This window comes from Amycolatopsis sp. WGS_07 (assembly GCF_045278895.1).
Classification (GTDB): Bacteria; Actinomycetota; Actinomycetes; order Mycobacteriales; family Pseudonocardiaceae; genus Amycolatopsis.
In genome coordinates this window covers 9,513,553-9,530,134 of record NZ_CP136053.1, presented here as the reverse complement: position 1 = coordinate 9,530,134, position 16,582 = coordinate 9,513,553, and the positions used below count along the sequence as shown (strand labels likewise).

Annotated in this window: 15 protein-coding genes; 10 read left to right on the top strand and 5 right to left on the bottom strand. The window is 70.4% G+C overall.

All coding sequences use genetic code 11. The features are described 5' to 3' along the window. Positions 1 to 6: 6 nt before the first annotated feature. Positions 7 to 1,395 (bottom strand): MFS transporter, encoded by a 1,389-nt coding sequence (locus RPX00_RS44700; protein WP_406635059.1) that lies wholly within the window; start codon positions 1,393 to 1,395, stop codon positions 7 to 9. A 184-nt stretch (positions 1,396 to 1,579) separates the two neighbouring features. On the opposite strand from RPX00_RS44700, the gene RPX00_RS44695 reads away from it, so the two are divergent. The 7 genes from RPX00_RS44695 (at position 1,580) to RPX00_RS44665 (ending at position 8,154) form a co-directional block, all read left to right on the top strand. Continuing rightward, positions 1,580 to 2,839: a CaiB/BaiF CoA transferase family protein gene (locus RPX00_RS44695; RefSeq protein WP_406635057.1), complete on the top strand. Its 1,260-nt coding sequence runs from the start codon at positions 1,580 to 1,582 to the stop codon at positions 2,837 to 2,839. Further along, positions 2,836 to 3,759 (top strand): hydroxymethylglutaryl-CoA lyase, encoded by a 924-nt coding sequence (locus RPX00_RS44690; protein WP_406635055.1) that lies wholly within the window; start codon positions 2,836 to 2,838, stop codon positions 3,757 to 3,759. Before RPX00_RS44695 ends, RPX00_RS44690 begins: the two co-directional genes overlap by 4 nt. Further along, positions 3,756 to 4,751: a 2-hydroxyacid dehydrogenase gene (locus tag RPX00_RS44685; RefSeq protein ID WP_406635053.1), complete on the top strand. Its 996-nt coding sequence runs from the start codon at positions 3,756 to 3,758 to the stop codon at positions 4,749 to 4,751. Before RPX00_RS44690 ends, RPX00_RS44685 begins: the two co-directional genes overlap by 4 nt. Continuing rightward, positions 4,748 to 5,128: a VOC family protein gene (locus RPX00_RS44680; RefSeq protein ID WP_406635051.1), complete on the top strand. Its 381-nt coding sequence runs from the start codon at positions 4,748 to 4,750 to the stop codon at positions 5,126 to 5,128. Before RPX00_RS44685 ends, RPX00_RS44680 begins: the two co-directional genes overlap by 4 nt. 19 nt (positions 5,129 to 5,147) lie before the next feature. Beyond that, a complete protein-coding gene (locus RPX00_RS44675; protein WP_406635049.1) occupies positions 5,148 to 5,987 on the top strand; it encodes an IclR family transcriptional regulator in 840 nt (279 codons plus the stop codon). Positions 5,988 to 6,043: 56 nt separating this feature from the next. Further along, positions 6,044 to 6,865, top strand: a complete 822-nt coding sequence (locus RPX00_RS44670) for a hydrolase (RefSeq protein ID WP_406635047.1) — start codon at positions 6,044 to 6,046, stop codon at positions 6,863 to 6,865. A gap of 167 nt (positions 6,866 to 7,032) precedes the next feature. Continuing rightward, a complete protein-coding gene (locus RPX00_RS44665; RefSeq protein WP_406635045.1) occupies positions 7,033 to 8,154 on the top strand; it encodes a S1 family peptidase in 1,122 nt (373 codons plus the stop codon). 43 nt (positions 8,155 to 8,197) lie between these two features. Here the strand turns inward: RPX00_RS44665 and RPX00_RS44660 are convergent, their stop codons facing one another. Continuing rightward, positions 8,198 to 8,479: a hypothetical protein gene (locus tag RPX00_RS44660; RefSeq protein ID WP_406635043.1), complete on the bottom strand. Its 282-nt coding sequence runs from the start codon at positions 8,477 to 8,479 to the stop codon at positions 8,198 to 8,200. 283 nt (positions 8,480 to 8,762) lie between these two features. On the opposite strand from RPX00_RS44660, the gene RPX00_RS44655 reads away from it, so the two are divergent. Then, entirely contained in the window at positions 8,763 to 10,367 is a 1,605-nt protein-coding gene (locus RPX00_RS44655) for a DHA2 family efflux MFS transporter permease subunit (protein WP_406635041.1), read from the top strand. A gap of 18 nt (positions 10,368 to 10,385) precedes the next feature. Here RPX00_RS44655 and RPX00_RS44650 read toward each other — a convergent pair whose 3' ends face one another. From RPX00_RS44650 to RPX00_RS44640, 3 genes are all read right to left on the bottom strand, one after another. Next, positions 10,386 to 11,789 carry an FAD-binding oxidoreductase gene (locus RPX00_RS44650; protein ID WP_406635039.1) on the bottom strand — a complete coding sequence of 468 codons (1,404 nt, stop codon included), beginning with the start codon at positions 11,787 to 11,789 and terminating at the stop codon, positions 10,386 to 10,388. A 90-nt stretch (positions 11,790 to 11,879) separates the two neighbouring features. Then, a complete protein-coding gene (locus RPX00_RS44645) occupies positions 11,880 to 13,676 on the bottom strand; it encodes a helix-turn-helix domain-containing protein (protein ID WP_406635037.1) in 1,797 nt (598 codons plus the stop codon). Between the two features lie 76 nt (positions 13,677 to 13,752). Beyond that, positions 13,753 to 14,250: a hypothetical protein gene (locus tag RPX00_RS44640; protein ID WP_406635035.1), complete on the bottom strand. Its 498-nt coding sequence runs from the start codon at positions 14,248 to 14,250 to the stop codon at positions 13,753 to 13,755. 227 nt (positions 14,251 to 14,477) lie between these two features. Between RPX00_RS44640 and RPX00_RS44635 the strand changes: the two genes are divergently transcribed. Then, entirely contained in the window at positions 14,478 to 15,521 is a 1,044-nt protein-coding gene (locus tag RPX00_RS44635) for a serine hydrolase domain-containing protein (RefSeq protein ID WP_406635033.1), read from the top strand. A gap of 139 nt (positions 15,522 to 15,660) precedes the next feature. Next, positions 15,661 to 16,566, top strand: coding sequence for an ABC transporter substrate-binding protein (locus RPX00_RS44630; RefSeq protein WP_406635031.1), 906 nt, complete (start codon positions 15,661 to 15,663; stop codon positions 16,564 to 16,566). Positions 16,567 to 16,582: the final 16 nt, after the last annotated feature.

Sequence of the window (16,582 nt, the reverse complement as noted above, 5' to 3'; positions counted from 1 at the left end):
GGCGGATCATCGCGGGTTGATCGCTTCGACCGAGCGGGCCGACGTCCGCGGTCCGAGCATCGCGATGTCGACGGCGACCAGCACCATCGCCGCGGCGACCACCGCGAACACGGCCACAGAACCGCGGGAATGCAGCAGCGGCAACAGAAGGAACGGCATCAGGCCGGTGGTCGCGCGGGACAGGGCATAGGTCCAACCGGTGGCCGACGCGCGCAGTTCGGTGGGGAAGATTTCGGCCTGGTAGATGTGGTAGGCGTTCGAGAACACGTTGCTGAGCGTGGTGAACGCGACGCCGGCCAGCACGATGACCGCGGGCGCGCCGGCGGACGCGAACGCGATTCCCGCCACGGCCATCGCGAGCACCGACCCGATCACGAGGTATTTGCGCTCCAGCCGGGCGATCAGCGGGATCGACAGCAGCGAGCCCAGCGGATAACCCAGGTAGGACAGGGCCGTGTAGAGCAGGGAGTGCTGAACGGCGAATCCCCGCTCGGACAGGACGAGCACCGCGAGGGTCCCGAAACCGTAGTAGCCGAACGTCTGCAGCAGATGGAAGATCGCGAGCATCGCCAACCGGCCGCGGTACGGCGGGCGGGCGAGCGCGCTGGCCGGAAGGCGACGCGCGGCCGAAGCCGGCGCGGGCGGCTGGCTGGCGGCGGGCAGCTTCGGCTGCCGGGGCTGCCGCTTGAGCGGAGCCGCCTCGGCGAATCGTGCGTACGCCTTCTTCGCGTCCGCGTCCCGGCCGACGCTTTCCAGCCAGCGCGGGGACTCCGGCAGCGTCCGCCGCAGCGACAAGACCGCCAGCGCGCCCAGCGAACCGATCGCCAGCAGCCAGCGCCAGCCGTCGATCCCGAGCGGGGACCGGCCGGCCAGGCCCAGCGAGAGGAAGCCGAGCGCGGGAACCGCCAGATAGGAACAGGTGTAGGCCCAGGCGGCGAGCCTGCCCCTGGAGCGGGCCGGCAGCACGTCGCTGAGGTAAGAGTCGGACACCGGGTACTCGGCCCCGACGCCGACGCCGGCGAGGAACCGGGTCGCCACGAGCACGGCCGCGTTGGGGCTGAACGCGCCGAGCAGCGAGAACAGCGAGTACCAGACGAGGCTGAACAGGAACATCTTCTTGCGGCCGAGGCGGTCGGCGAGCCGGGCGAGGAAGAACGCCCCGGCGAACATGCCGAGGAAGGCCGAGCCGAGCATCAGGGCCAGTCCGGTCCCGGACAGCCCGAACTCCTTGCTCAGCGCGGTCCCGATGGTCCCGGCGAGGAAGACCTCGTACATGTCGAAGAACAGCCCGAGCCCGACCGCCGACACCACTCTGCGGTGCAAGCGGGTGACGGGGAGGTCGTCCAGGAGCCGGGCCACCCGAGTCCCCGACGACTCGGCCACATTGTCGAGCATCGCGCTACCTCCAACCATATTGCGGCGTCAGTGCCGCTATGTGGTGAGCACCGTAAGGCGCTCCCGCCGCGTGCGCAAGGCTCTTCTCGGGTCCTCATCGGGCGATAGTCGTGACCCGAGCCATAGCGCGGGTGAACCGCATAGTGGTAACTTCGCCGCATAGTGATCGATGGGAGGCAGTCTCATGGGCAGTTCACCGCCGGATCGGGGCGCGCGGCCGCTGGCCGGGGTCCGGGTGCTGGAACTCGGGAACTACATCGCCGCGCCGACCGCCGGGCGGATGCTCGCGGACTTCGGCGCGGACGTGATCAAGGTCGAACGCCCGGAAGGCGGGGACGAACTGCGCCGCTGGCGCCTCGCCGAGGGGGACACGTCGCTGCTGTACCGCGCGATCAACCGGGGGAAGCGCTCGGTGGCTCTCGACCTGCGCACGGAGCCCGGGCGCGCACTCGCGCTCGAGCTGGCCGCGCGCAGCGACGTCGTCCTGGAGAACTTCCGGCCGGGCACCTTGGAACGCTGGGGTCTCGGTCCCAGCGACCTGCGCGCCGCGAACCCCGAGGTGGTGCTGGTCCGCATTTCGGCCTACGGCCAGACCGGGCCGTACCGGGACCGGCCGGGTTTCGGAGCCATCGCGGAGGCGGTCGGCGGGCTGCGCGAGCTGACCGGCGACGCCGACCGGGTGCCAGTGCGCACGGGCGTCAGCCTGGCCGACTCCTTGGCGGGCATCTACGCGGTCGCCGGCGCGGTGATGTGCTTGTTCCGCCGCGAGCGGCGGCGCGGTGCCGCGGAACCCGTTGCGGGGGAAGAGTTTCCGGACCTGGTCGACGTGGCGCTGCACGAGGCGGTCTTCAGCCTGACCGAGTCCTTGCTCCCGGATTTCGAAGCCTACGGCGTCCGGCGGGAGCGGCTCGGCGGGCGGATGGAAGGAGTCGCACCGAGCAACGCCTACCCCTGCGGCGACGAGCGCACAGTCGTCGTAGCCGGGAACGGCGATTCGATCTTCCGGCGTTTCATGACCGTGATCGGTCGTTCCGACCTCGCGGATCGGGCCGACCTCGCGGCCAACGACGGGCGATGGCAAGCGCGGGACGAACTGGACGACGCCATCGCGAAGTGGACCTTGAGCCTCGACAGCGAAGCGGTGCTGGCGCGGCTCGAAGAGGCCGGGGTCCCGGCGGGGCGGATTTACCGGGCGGACGACATCGCCCGCGATCCGCAGTACGCGGAGCGGGGCATGGTGCAGCGCTTCGACGTCCGCGCCGGCGACCGCGTCCTCGAAGGCGTCGGCTTCCCCGGAATCGTGCCGCGCATCGGCGGGCACAACGCGGAAATCGCTTCGCTCGGCCCCGACCTCGGCGCGCACACCCGTGAAGTCCTCGGCGAGCTGCTGGGCGTCGGCGGCCGTGAGATCGACGAACTCGAACGCGAAGGAGTACTTCGGTGAACGACGCGACGATTCGCGACGTGACCTTGCGAGACGGGCTGCAGTTGGTGCGTGCCACGCTGCCGACCGCGGACAAGGTCGCGCTGGCCAGGTTTCTGCTCGCCGCCGGCGTGCCCGAGATCGAGATCGGAGCGGTCGTGCGGCCGGACCGCGTGCCCGCGATGGCGGACACGCTCGAGGTGATCGGCGCTCTCGACGCGGCAAGCCTCGGCCGCAGCTGGGTTTGGGTGCCGAACTCGACCGGCGTCCGCAAAGCGGCCGAAGCCGGGGCGAAGCAGGTCCAGTACGTGCTCTCGGTGTCGGAGTCGCACAACCAGGCCAACGTCGGCCGGTCGGTGCGGCACAGCATGGACGATCTCGCTGTCTCGGCCGAGTACGCGCGGAGCCACGGGGTCCGGATCCAGCTGGGCCTCGCGACCGCGTTCACGTGCCCCTTCGAGGGCCGGACGCCGGAAGGAGCGGTACTGGACGTCGTCGAGGACAGCCGAAGCCTCGAACTCGACAGCCTTGTCCTGTGCGACACCATCGGCCAGGCGGACCCGGCCCACGTCGCCCGCCTCACCGCGGCCGTGCGCTCGGCCATGGCTCCGGGACGGTTGGTCTTTCACGGCCACGACACCTGGGGCCTCGGCGTCGCGAATACGTTGGCGGCGCTCGAAGCCGGCGCGGACACTGTGGACGCCGCGCTCGGCGGCCTCGGCGGATGCCCCTTCGCGCCGGGTGCGAGCGGGAACACGGCGCTGGAGGACGTGCTTTACGCGCTGCGGCCGTCGTGGCTGACGCCGGCTCGTTTCCGCGAACTGCTGGCGCGCGGGCGAGCGCTGCTGGAGCAGCTCGGCGAACCGGAGCGAAGCCGGGCGGCCGACGGCGCCAGCCGATCGCCGGGCAGCCACCCCTGGGCTTTGGCGGCCACGCAGTGACCGCCCCGCTGGTCGCCTTTACCTGCCCGCTTCCCGAACCGGCGGAGTCTTTGCTGGCGCCGCACGCGCGGATCGAGGTGGTCCCGGACGGACCGGATCGGATCGGACGCGCTTTGGCGCTGGATCCGGTGGTCCTGGTCAGCCAGCTCACCGACCGGCTGGACGCGGAGCGGCTCGCCACGGCCGGCGCCCGGCTGCGGGCGATCTGCCAGTACTCGGCCGGGCACGACAACGTCGACCTGGCCGCCGCGTCCCGGCTCGGGATAGCGGTGACCACCACTCCGGACGTGCTCACCGACGCGACCGCCGACCTCGCCATGACGCTGCTGCTCGCCCTTCAGCGGCGCGTCCTCGACGGCGACCGGATCACGCGCGCGGGCGAGTTCCCGGGGTGGCGCCCGGACTTCCTGCTCGGCCAGGATCTCGGCGGATCGGTGCTGGGGCTGGCCGGGTTCGGCCGCATCGCCCAGGCCGTCGCCCGGCGGGCCGAAAGCTTCGGCATGCGGGTGCTGTACTGCCGCCGTCCGCCCGCCGCCACCGCCGTCCCCGCAACCGGCACCAGCGCGGAGCCCGTTTCGTGGCCGGAATTGCTGCGCCGCGCCGACGTGGTGTCCCTGCACGTTCCGCTCACCGCGCAGACCCGCCACCTGATCGACGCGGCCGCTCTGCGCGCCATGAAGCGAAACGCCGTCCTCGTCAACACTTCGCGCGGCGCCGTCGTCGACGAGGCGGCCCTCGTGACAGCCCTGCACTCGGGCGTCATCGCCGGCGCCGGACTGGACGTCTACGAACACGAACCGCGGCTCGCTCCCGGGCTGCCCGGCGCCCCGAACACCGTCCTGCTGCCGCACGTCGGCAGTGCCACCGAGCAGACCCGGGCCGCCATGGCCCGGATCTGCGCCCGCAACGTCCTGGCCGTGCTCGCGGGCTCCCGGCCGGGCAACCTGGTCAATCCCGCCGCTTCGGCGGCCCCCGAAAGGAGCGTCCCGTGAAGATCGACCGGCTCGACCACCTCGTGCTGACCGTGGCCAGCATCGAGAAGACCGTGGAGTTCTACCGTGCCCTCGGCATGGCGGAGGTGACCTTCCGCGGCGGCCGCACGGCGCTCGCCTTCGGCCGCAGCAAGATCAACCTGCACCAGGCGGGCCGCGAGTTCGAGCCCAAGGCGCACCGGCCCACCCCGGGCAGCGCCGACCTCTGCCTGATCGTGGCCGACCCGCTGGAGGACGTCGCCGCCGAACTGGCCGCCGCCGGGATCGCCGTCGAGGAGGGTCCGGTCGAGCGGACCGGCGCGACCGGGCCGATCCTGAGCCTGTACGTGCGGGACCCGGACGGCAACCTCGTCGAGCTGAGCAACTGCCTCGGCTGACGCCGGATAGCATCACGACGTGGACGACGATCTGGACGACACCGGCCCGGCCGCCGAACCGGGCGCGAGCGCGGACGACGGCGACCTGAGGGCGCTGCCCAAGGGGATCCGGCCGGTGCTCGTGCTCGGCAAGGTCCGCCAGATCCTCGAAGCGTTCGCCCCGGACCGGCCCGAACTGTCCTTCCAGGACATCCGCAAGGCGACCGACCTTCCGCCGAGCACCTGCCAGCGGCTGGTCGCCAACCTGGTCGCCGAGCAGTTTCTCGACCGGCACGGCGACCGCTACCGGATCGGCCTGCGGCTGGCGTACTGGGCGGCGCCCTCGGGGGCCGGCCTCGACGTCAGCGAGATCGTCCACCCGGCGCTGACCTGGCTGCGCGACACCACCGGCGAGACGGCGTGCCTGTACCGGCGCGAGGGCGACCTGCGGGTGTGCGTGGCGATGGCCGAGACCTACCAGGCGATCCGGCGGGAGATGTACGTCGGCAAGCTGATGCCGCTGCACGCCGGATCGGCCAGCCGGGTCCTGCTCGCCTGGGACGACGCCAAGGCGGCGCAGGTGCTGGCCCGGCCGCTCGAGCCGTTCACGACGAGCACGGTGACCGATCCGGATCTGCTGGCCGTGCTGCTGAAGCAGACCCGGCAGCAGGGGTACGCGATGACGTCGGAGGAACGCGACGCCGGGGCCGCTTCGGTGTCCGCGCCGGTGTTCGGCCCGGCCCAAGCGCTCGTCGGCGCGATCGGCATCAGCGGGCCCGCCCAGCGGATCACCCCGCACCAGGGCGCGGAATGGGCTCCGGTCGTCGTCCGCGCCGCCGAGCAGGCCACCCGTCTGCTCGGCGGCCGGCCGGGCGTCTGACCGGGCTTGAACCGCCGGTTGACCTCTACCATGGTCGAGGTTCCAGAATCGCGATCATGACATTGTGGATCTGCGACCGATGCGGCATCGAACAACCCGGCACCCCCGAACCCCCGCATTGCGTGCTGGACCGCGGCGAGGTCGGCATCGAGGAGCGCGGGGACCTCGGCCCGCACTCCGGGAGCTGGCGGACGCACGAACAGCTCGCCGCTGAACCGCACGCGGTGCGGCAGCGGGACCACGGGCGCGGGCTGCACAGCCTGCGACGGGAACCGGCGGTGGGCATCGGGCAGTGGTCGTTCGTCGTACAGACCGAGCGGGGGAACGTTCTCTGGGATCCGCCGACCTCCATCGAGCCGGACACGCTCGCCGCGGTCCGGGCGCTCGGCGAGGTCGCCGCGGTGGCGACCAGCCATCCGCACATGTTCGCCGCCCAGGTCAGCTGGAGTCACGCGTTCGGGCGGATTCCGGTGCTGGTGAACGAGGCGGGCCGGGAATGGCTGGGCCGCACCGACCCGGTGCTCGAGTTCTGGACCGACCACGCCGAGCCGGTGCCCGGGGTCGAGCTGATCGAGGTCGGCGGCCATATGCTGGGCAGCTCCGTGCTGCGTACGCCGGACGGCACGCTCCTGTCCGGCGACTCGATCAGCGGCGGCCTCGCGCCGAACTGGGTGTCGTTCCAGCGCAATTTCCCGAAGCACATCCCGCTGTCGGCCGCGGTGGTCCGGCGGATCGTGGACCGCCTGGACGGCTGGTCCTACGACCGTCTTTACACCCTCGGCGGCGACACCATCGACGCCGACGCCAAGGCGGTCGTGCACCGTTCCGCCGACACGCACATCCGTTGGGTCAGCGGTGAATTCGATCATCTGACCTGACCGGCGGGCGCGGCGGTTGCCCGGAAGTCCAGTCCGGCGTGGACGAACGGAGCAGCCGGGGCGACAGATTTCGGACAAAATGCGGGCCGCCGCTGGACCGGCTTCGGAGAGCCTCCCCACACTCAGCCGACAGTGGGTTTCTTTCCCCCGGCCTTGGAGGAGTTCCGATGCGTCGAAGAATCGCCCTCAGCCTCACCGGTGCGGCCGCTCTGGCACTGAGCCTCGCCGCCGCGGTCACGCCCGCCGCGCAGGCGTCGCCCGGGCTGATCGCGGCCATGCAACGAGATCTGGGCCTGAGCGCGCAGCAAGCGCAGACCCGGGTCCGGCAAGAACTGACCGCGTCCCGGCAACTGCCCGCGGCTCAGCAGGCAGCCGGCGCGGCGTTCGGCGGCGCCTGGTTCGACCCGACCCTTGGCAAGCTGGTCGTCGGCGTGACCGATCCGGCCGCGGCTGACGCGGTGCACCGCACCGGAGCGGACACGGTCCCGGCACGCGTGACCGCCGCGGCGCTGGACGCGGCAAAGACGGCTCTCGACACCGCCGCGAAAACGAAACGCGCCCCGGCCGCGGTCAGCGGCTGGCACGCGGACCCCCGCAGCGGCAGCCTCGTCGTCACCCTCCAGCCCGGCGCACACGGCGCGGACGTGGACGCATTCCTCGCCCGAGCACGCGAAACCGGCCCGGTGACCCTCGCGACCGGCTCCCGCCCGCAGACCTTCTCGGCGGGCACCGTCGGCGGGGATCCCTACTACATCAACGGAAACACCCGCTGCTCCATCGGCTTCTCCGTCCACGGCGGCTTCGTCAGCGCCGGGCACTGCGGAAGCAAGGGCAGCTCCGTCGTCGGCTGGGACAACTCGGCGATGGGCACGTTCGCCGGATCTTCCTTCCCCGGCAACGACTATTCCTACATCACCATCGGCAACGGCTGGTGGACCGCGCCCGTCGTGCTCGGCTGGGGCACGGTCAGCGACGTGATCGTCCGCGGCTCCGCGGTCGCGCCCGCCGGCTCCTCGATCTGCCGCTCCGGCTCGACCTCGCACTGGCACTGCGGCACCGTCCTCGGCCTCAACGAAACCATCAACTACGCCCAGGGTGCGGTTTACGAAGCGACGCACACCAACGCCTGCGCCGAACCCGGCGACTCCGGCGGCTCCTTCATCACCGGCGACCAAGCCCAGGGAGTCACCTCGGGCGGCTTCGGCAACTGCGGCTCCGGCGGTGAAACCTGGTTCCAGCCCGTCAACGAGATCCTGCAGACCTACGGTCTCTCGCTCGTCACCGGCTGACCTCTCCTGGACCCCGGTGCCAGGCTGGCACCGGGGTCCAGGCTCAAGCGTTTTCGGCGGACACGACCACCGGGATGCGCCGCAGCCGCTCCAGCAGCAGGCCGGTTTCCCCGGCGGTCAACAGAAGTGTGCAGCTCACCCGGCTTTCCACGACGCCTTCGCGGACGTCGATGTCGAGGCTGCGGACCGGGTAGCGCCTGCTGTGCAGCAGGGTCATGACCCGCAGCGTGCCGGCCAGCCCGCCGGTGACATGGGCCGTGACGGCGCGATAGACGGGAAACTCGGGTGACGGCGCGGCTGCGACGCTCATGGTTGTTTCAGACAAGACGGATCTCCTGCACCAGTGTTGGAAGGAAAGATCCGGACCAGGTTCCGAAGCGCACGAAAGGACTGCGCGCCGGCGACCTGGTCTAGCCGACGCGCCAGCGAATGATGATCGCGCGCATGGGCAGAGCATACCCGCGGCGGCCCGGCTGTCCAGTCCGCGGGGGACCGGTCCCTTGTGGACGGTGCGGCCCGTCCTTTCCGGGAAACTCGGGCTACCTCGTTAGCTTGGTAGGATGCTAGCATTCTAGCCGGCGACGGAGCGGGGTCCGGGAAGGAGAGGAATGAACCGTTGGCGCGGCAATCCCTGGGCGGTGCTGGTGACGCTCAGCCTGGGATTTTTCCTGACCCTGCTGGATTTGACGGCGGTCAACGTCGCGATCCCCAGCATGATCGAAAGCATGGGCGCCTCGCTTGACCAGGCCCTGTGGGTGATCAACGTCTACATCCTCGTCCTCGCCGCGCTGCTGATCGCGTTCGGGCGGCTGGGGGACGTGTTCGGGCCGCGTGCCATGTTCATCGCGGGCACCGCGGTGTTCACGGCGGCGTCCGTGCTGTGTGCCCTGTCGCGGGATCCGGCGCAGCTCATCGCCGCTCGGGCGGTGCAGGGGCTGGGGGCGGCCGCGTTGGCTCCTCAGACGATGACGATCATCATCGGCACGTTTCCGCCCGCGCGCCGCGGCACTGCGCTCGGAGTGTGGGGTGCGGTGGCCGGGGTGGCCACGATCGCGGGCCCGACCTTGGGCGGGCTGCTGGTCAGCTCGGCCGGGTGGCAGTGGATTTTCGTGGTCAACGTGCCGATCGGCCTGCTCGTGCTGGTGCTGGCCGCGATGCTGGTGCCGGACCTGCGGCACGGCGCCCGCCGCCGGGTGGACGTTCTCGGCGTGGTGCTCGCCGCGGCGGGGCTGGCGAGCCTGACGTTCGCGCTCACCGAGGGGCAGCGGTACGAGTGGAACGCGACGATCTGGCTCCTGCTGGCCGCCGGGGTGCTGCTGCTGGCGGTATTCCTTGTGCAGCAAGGAAAACGGCAGCGGAACGATCCGTTGCTGCCGTTCGCGCTGTTTCGCGATCGCGGGTACGCGGTGATGAGCTTCGTGTCCGCGACCGTCCAGGTGGGCATGATCGGCCTGTTCCTGCCGGTGATGATCTATCTGCAGTCGGTTCTGCGCTTCAGCGCGGTCGAGGCCGGGCTGGTGATGGCGCCGGCGATGGTGGTCTCGGCGGTGCTGTCCCCGGTCGCGGGCAGGCTGGCCGACCGGCTCGGCGGCAAGTACCTCCTGATGACCGGCCTGGCGTTGTTCGCGGCCGGAATGGCGTGGCTGGCGGCGGTGGCCGAGGCCGGACGCGCGTGGTGGGAGTTCCAGCCCGCGCTGCTCGTCGTCGGGGCGGGCATCGGCGGCGTGTTCGGTCCGATGGTCACGGTCGCGATGTACCACGTCGAGCCCGCGATGGCTGGCGCCGCTTCCGGCGTGCTGAACACGATCCGGCAGATTGGCACGGTCATCGGCAGCGCGGCAGTCGGCGCGGTGCTGCAGAACCGGCTCGCCGTCTCGCTTCGGGAGGAGGCGGCCGCGCGAGCCGCCGCTCTTCCGGAGAGCGTCCGCGACCGGTTCGCGGCGGGGTTCGAGAACGTGGCTCGGAGCGGGACGGCCCTCGATGCCGGGCAGTCCGGAGCCACGATCCCGCTGCCGCCCGGAACGCCGGCCGAGGTGGTCCGCGACGTTCAGCAGGCCGCGGCCTCGGTGTTCGGGCACGGGGTGGTCGACGCGATGCGGCCGACCCTCGCGCTGCCCATCGCGGTGATCGCGGTCGGTGCCGTTACGTGCCTTTTGGTCCGGCAGCGGGGGAGCGATCGTACGCGAGAACCAGTCGACAGCACGCAGGCCTGACCAGCGGTCCAATGTGGACTATTCTTGCCCGCCAGCGATGACCTTGCCGGGATTGAAGATTCCGTGCGGATCCAGCGCGTCCTTCACCGCCCGATTCAGCGCGAGCACCGCGGGTCCGGCCTCGGCGGCCAGGCCGTCTCGTTTGAGCAGGCCGACCCCGTGTTCGCCGGTGACCGTCCCGCCCAGTTCCAGCGCCGCCGCGATGATGTCGTCGAATGCCGCCTGCGCACGCTTTTTCGCGGCTTCGTCGCCGGGCCGGGTGATCAGCAGCGGGTGCAGGTTGCCGTCGCCGGCGTGGGCGATGTTGGCGATCAGCGTGTCGTGCCGGAGCGCCGTTTCCTCGATCCGGGCGAGCATGTCGGGGACCGCGCCTTTGGGCACGCAGACGTCCTCGGTCAGCACCGGGCCGAGCCGTTCGAGCGCCGGGTAGGCCAGGCGGCGCGCGTCGAACAGCGCGTCGGCTTCCTGCTGGTCGGTCGAGCGGACCGCGAAGGTTGCTCCCGCCTTTTCGAAGCAGGCGAGAATGGCGTCGGCTTCCAGCTCTCCCGCCGGGCCTGCGCTGTCGGTGCGGCCCAGCAGCACCACGTCGGCCTCGGTCGACAGGCCCATGTGCTTCCACTCGTCGACTGCTGCCAGGCAATGCCGGTCGATCAGTTCCAGCGCCGAGGGTTCGAGCCCGGCCTCGGCGACGGCGGCGACCGCGCGCCCGGCGTCGACGATCGAGCCGAAGTAGCCCGCGACGGTGTGCTCAGGCTGGCGCGCCGGGCGCAGTCGCACGGTGACCTCGGTGATCACGCCGAGGGTGCCTTCGGAGCCGACGAGCAGCCCGGCGAGGTCGTAACCGGCGACGCCTTTGGCGGTACGGCGGCCGACGCGCACCAGCTCGCCGGTGCCGGTCACGAACTGCAGGCCCAGCACGTAGTCCCGGGTGACGCCGTACTTCACGCAGCACAGCCCGCCCGCGTTGGTCGCGACGTTGCCGCCGATCGTGGACCACGGCGCGCTCGCCGGGTCCGGCGGATACCAGAGGCCGTGTTCCGCGCAGGCTGCTCGCAGGTGATCGTTGACGACGCCGGGTTCGACCACGGCGAGCCGCTCGCGTTTGTCGATCTCCTTGATCGCCGTCATCGCCTCCGTGGACACGATCACGCTGTGCTCGAGCGCGTTCGCCCCGCCGGACAGCCCGGTGCCCGCGCCGCGCGGGACGATCGGGGTGTGGAACCGGAGGCAGGTCCGGACGACCTGGCGGACTTCCTCGGCGGTGCGTGGCCGCACCACCGCCGCGGGCGTGCCGTACGGCGCCCATTCGGCTTCGTCGTGGACATAGCCCGACACCACGGCCGGGTCGGTGATCATCCGGCCGGCCGGAAGGACCCGGTCCAGTTCCTCGATCAGCTCACGCCGCATCGCCTCATCGCGCATGGAACGGGACGTTAGCGACGGGCGAGCGTCCGGCTCAATGGACGAACCAGCCGCTCCGCGCGACTGGCGATGGAGGAAATCTCCAGTGCCCTAGCCGGGCAAGGACTCCGTCAGCCGGTGCAGCCGCAGCGCGAGCTGGATCTCCAGCGTCCGGCCGGAGTCTTTCCAGCCCTCGCCCATCACGTCGGAGATCCGGGCTAACCGCTGGTAGAGGGTGTTGACGTGGATGCGCAGCGCGCTGGCCGCCGCACTGTGCCTGCCGCCGTGGGACAGGTACGTCTCCAGCGTCGGCACGAGGCCGGTGCGGTAGCGCTGGTCGTGGCGCAGCAGCGCGCCGACCGTCGAGTCGATGAAGGCACGCAGATCGTCCCGGCCGACCTGGTTGAACAGCGACTGGTAGATGCCCAGCTCACGCGCTGCGGCACAGGTTCCGGCCCGGCCCAGCGCGGCCAGCAGCGCGGTGCCGTTGTGTGCCTGCCGATAGGCCGCGCGCACGCCTGCCGCGGTGCCGTCGGCTTCTGCCACGCAAACAGTCACCGGCGCGTCCCAGCGGCGGATGTCGTCGCGGACGCGAAGCACGTCGTGTGTCGGCAGGAGTACTACGACAGAACCCTCGTACTGCGCTGACCAGCCGCGTTCCTGGCGCGCGAGCCGGGCACCGCCGGTCGTCGCCTCGCTGTCCTCGGCGACCGGCCGAAGCACGGCGACGCACCCGATCGCGCCCAGGTTGATCCGGGCGGTACCGGCGCGCCGGGCGATCGTCTGGTCGTCCGCGTGGCCGCCGAGGAGTTCAGCGACGAACTCGCCGTGCGCGCGTCGCTCGGCCTCGGCCACCGCCCGGTCCGACGCGAGAACCAGCCCGACCACGGTGGCACCGGTCTCCAGCAGCCGGACCGTGCCGTCGTCCACCCCGCGTTCGCGCAGTGCGACGACGCAACCCGCGTAGCTTTCGGACACCACGATCGGTGCCACTCCTACGCTGGCCGTGCGCGTCGTGCCCCGCACACGGGACCACGCGGCTTCGACGTCATCACCGGCCGAACACAGCACCGCGTCTTCCGCGTCCAGCACGACGATCCCGGCGTCGAGCACCAGCGCCAGCGCTTCGACGATTTCGGCGAGGCCCGCGCCGTCCAGCAGGGTTTTAGTCAGCCGGTCGTGCAGGTCGACATTGCGCTGGATTTCCTCGGCCGCCCGCTGGTACTGGTCGAACAACGTGGCGTTGTGGATCGCGATCGCTCCGTGCGCCGCCAGCGACGTCAGCAGGCCGACCTCGTGCTCACTGAACGTCCGCGGCCCGCGCCCGGCGGCCAGCAACACCCCGATCGGCACGTCGCCCACCCGCAACGGCACCCCGAGAATGCCGCCCAGCCGCTCGCTGACCGCCGCTTCGTCCACTGTGGACTCGTGGGCGAGCAGGGTGTCCCGGACATAATCGCCGGACCAATACGCCTTGCCGGTCTCCAGCACCCGCCCGCCGAGACCGACGCCGCGCGGCAGCTCGATGCCGCGCAACGCGTCCCCCATCGACCCGTCGACCACCTCGATCCGCAGCACGTCGTCCTCGCGGGTCAGCATGACGTAGGCGACGTCCACGGTCAGCAACCGCCGGACCTGCACGGCGATCTCGGCGAGCAGGACGTTCGGCTCGCGCAACGCGGTGAGCTGGCGGGCCAGATCGTTGAGCACGGTGAGCTCGGCGGCGTGCCTTTTGCGTTCGGCCAGCAGCGCGTGGAGATGCAGCGCCCGCCGGGCATCCGACTCGACCTGCGCGACGGTGCCCGGCGGTGCGGTGTCGACGGAACGGGCGCGGAAGGCTTCGAGGTCGGCCAGTTCGGCTCCGTCGACGAGGAGTTGCAGCCAGGAATCTCCGGTTGGGTCTGCCACGCCTTGCCTCCCCGGTGCGCGATCGATGCGGTGCATTGTCCATCGGGTTCGCGTGCGGTCGGGAGGCAGTACGGGGTTAGCAGCGGCGCTTTACCCTGATGGTCACCTCGGCGCTCTTGGTCCCGTTGTCGGTTTCGACCCGGACTGCGGGAACCAGGGTCCGGGTGTCGCAGAGGAAGGTCTTTTCGTCTTTCAGCGTTGTGCTGAACAAGACCCAGGCATTGGCTCCCGGGGCGTAGCTGCCGATGTTCATTCCACCGGTGATGTCGTTGGTCTGCACGCCGTCTGGGTGGGAACCGTTGCCCAGTCGAGCAGTGCCCGGCTGGTAGACGAGTTCGGGCGGAAGTTCGAATCTCAGCGTCACGTTGTCCTGTCGTACCGACCCGGTGTTGGCATATTCGGCGATCAGCTGGAGGGCGACCGACGGCGACGTATCGATTTCTTTCTGCCATCCATGGAATTCGCTGGCCTCGAGGCCGACGTCGAAATTCGGCCCGGGGAGACCGTGGCGCGCCGCCTTGGTGGGAGGGGCTGCCTTCGGGGCCGTCGCGGCGGCCGGACCTTGGGACAGCACTGTCCATATTCTCGGTATGACCGCGGTCAGGGCGAGAGCCCCGGCCGAGACGGCGAGGGCGCTCGGTGCCTTCTGCGGCAAACAAACCCCGCCAGCGCCGGGTCCGGTCGGGCAGGTTCATGACGCCACGCGCGCACGCCGCATCGGTCTCATGTCCGTAGAGTCGCCGCCTCGGCCGCCGCTGTTTCGCGAGACGCTGGTCTGGCCTGCGACGCTACTATTCGAGAATGTGCTTCACCGGGTTGGATTCCTGGCTCAGCGCGAGAGCCGCCGCTGACCAGTTCTCCGGCGTGGTGCTGATCCGCCGCGGCGACGACGTCGTGTTCTCCGGCGCGTATGGCCAGGCCAGCCGCCGGTGGGCGGTGCCGAACAGGCTCGACCTCCGGTTCGACACGGCGTCGATCACCAAGCTGTTCACCGCGGTCGCCGCGTTGCAGCTGGTGGACGAAGGACGGCTGGACCTGGACGCGCCGATCACCGGCCTCGTCGACTTGGCCGGCACGGCGATCTCGCCGCGCGTGACCGTGCGGCAGCTGCTCACGCACACCTCCGGGATCGCCGACGACGCGGACGAGGAAGCCGGCGAGAGCTACGAGGCGTTGTGGGTCGACAAGCCGGTCTATTCGGTGACGCGGACGCGGGACCTGGTGCCGAATTTCGCTGACAAGCCGCCGAATTTCCCGCCGGGCGAGGGATGCCGGTATTGCAACGCCGGATACGTCCTGGTCGGGCTGGCGATCGAGGAAATCACCGGGACCGAGTATCGCGAGCACATTCGGAGCGCCGTTTTCGCGCGTGCGGGAATGGCCTCGTCGGACTTTTACGACCGCCGCGAAGCTGCCCCGAACGTCGCCGAGGGCTGGGATCCGGTCACCGATTCCGAGGGCCGGATCACCGGCTGGAAGCAGAACATCTTCAGCTATCCGCCGATCGGCTCGCCCGACGGCGGAGCGCACGTCACCGCGGACGACCTGGTGCGGTTCCTGCGCGCGGTGCGTGCCGGTGAGCTGATGTCGACCGAGCGGACCGAGCTGTTCCTCACCCCGCAGGTGCACCACCACGGAGAGGTGTGGTTCGGCTTCGGGCTGGAGTTTACTTTGCGGCCGGACGGTTCAGTTCTGAATTACTACAAGGACGGCGGCAACGCGGGCGTCGGCGGCATTGCCCGGCACTATCCGGTCGAGGATCTCGACGTGGTGGTGCTGTCCAATGCCGAGGTCGGCAGTTTGGCTGTGATCCGCGAAATCGACCGGCGGATCCGGACGGTCTGAAGCCGGGGCCGCGCCGCTCCGCCAGGCCCTGCTCCCGGCAGTCCCGGTTTCTAGATCGACTTTTTTGCTTCTTGACCCGCGCCCTCGTCCATAGGAGAGTCTGCTGTCAGACAGCTAGACAGAATGACAAGGAGACAGTATGAACCGACGTGGAGCCGCCCTGCTCGTCACCGGCGCTGTCGCTGTTTGCGCTGCTCTGGCGGGGTGTGGAGGCGGTGGCGGGGAGGCGGCCGCGCCGTCGTCGGAGGTCGTGGTTCCGGCGGTGGCCAAGGACGCCGCGCTGGCGGCCAAGCTGCCCGCGGAGGTGCGGAGCGCGGGGGTGCTCCGGGTGGCGATGGACGAGACCTATCCGCCGTTCGAGTCGGTTCAGGCGGGCAAGGTGGTGGGGCTCGATCCGGACCTGGCGAACGCGATCGGCGGCGTGCTCGGGGTGCGGGTGGAGTTCGTGAACACCTCGTTCGACGCGATCATTCCGTCGCTGACCTCGAACAAGGTCGATCTCGCGATGTCGTCGATCGGCGACACCAAGGAACGGGAGCGCACGGTCGATCTGGTCACCTACTACTGGAACGGCACGCTGGTGCTGGTGAAAACCGGGAATCCGGCGCAGCTCAAGGCCGATCAGGTGTGCGGTGCGCGCGTCGGGGTGATTCGCGGGTCCTTGCAGCAGACGAGTTTCCTGCCGTCGCAGGCGGCGAAGTGCGCGGGGGCCGGGAAGCAGGCCGCGACGGTCGAGGTTTACCAGAACGGGCCGCAGGCGCAGCTCGCGTTGCAGAGCGGGCGGATCGACGGGGTCATGGAGGACGCTCCGCCGTTGCTGGCGGTCGCCGCGCAGCAGAAGGACGTCTTCGAGACCGCTGGGCCGTTCTTCCGCAATCCGAATCCGGGCGGGGTCGCCTTTCCGAAGGGCAGCAAGCTGGTGGAGCCGGTGCACGAGGCGATCGGGGTGCTGATCAAGAACGGCACTTACCGGACGATTCTGAAGAAGTGGAATCTGGAGAAGATCGCGATCGACAAGTCCGAGATCAACGGCGCGCAATCGTAAGCGGGAAACGGCGGAC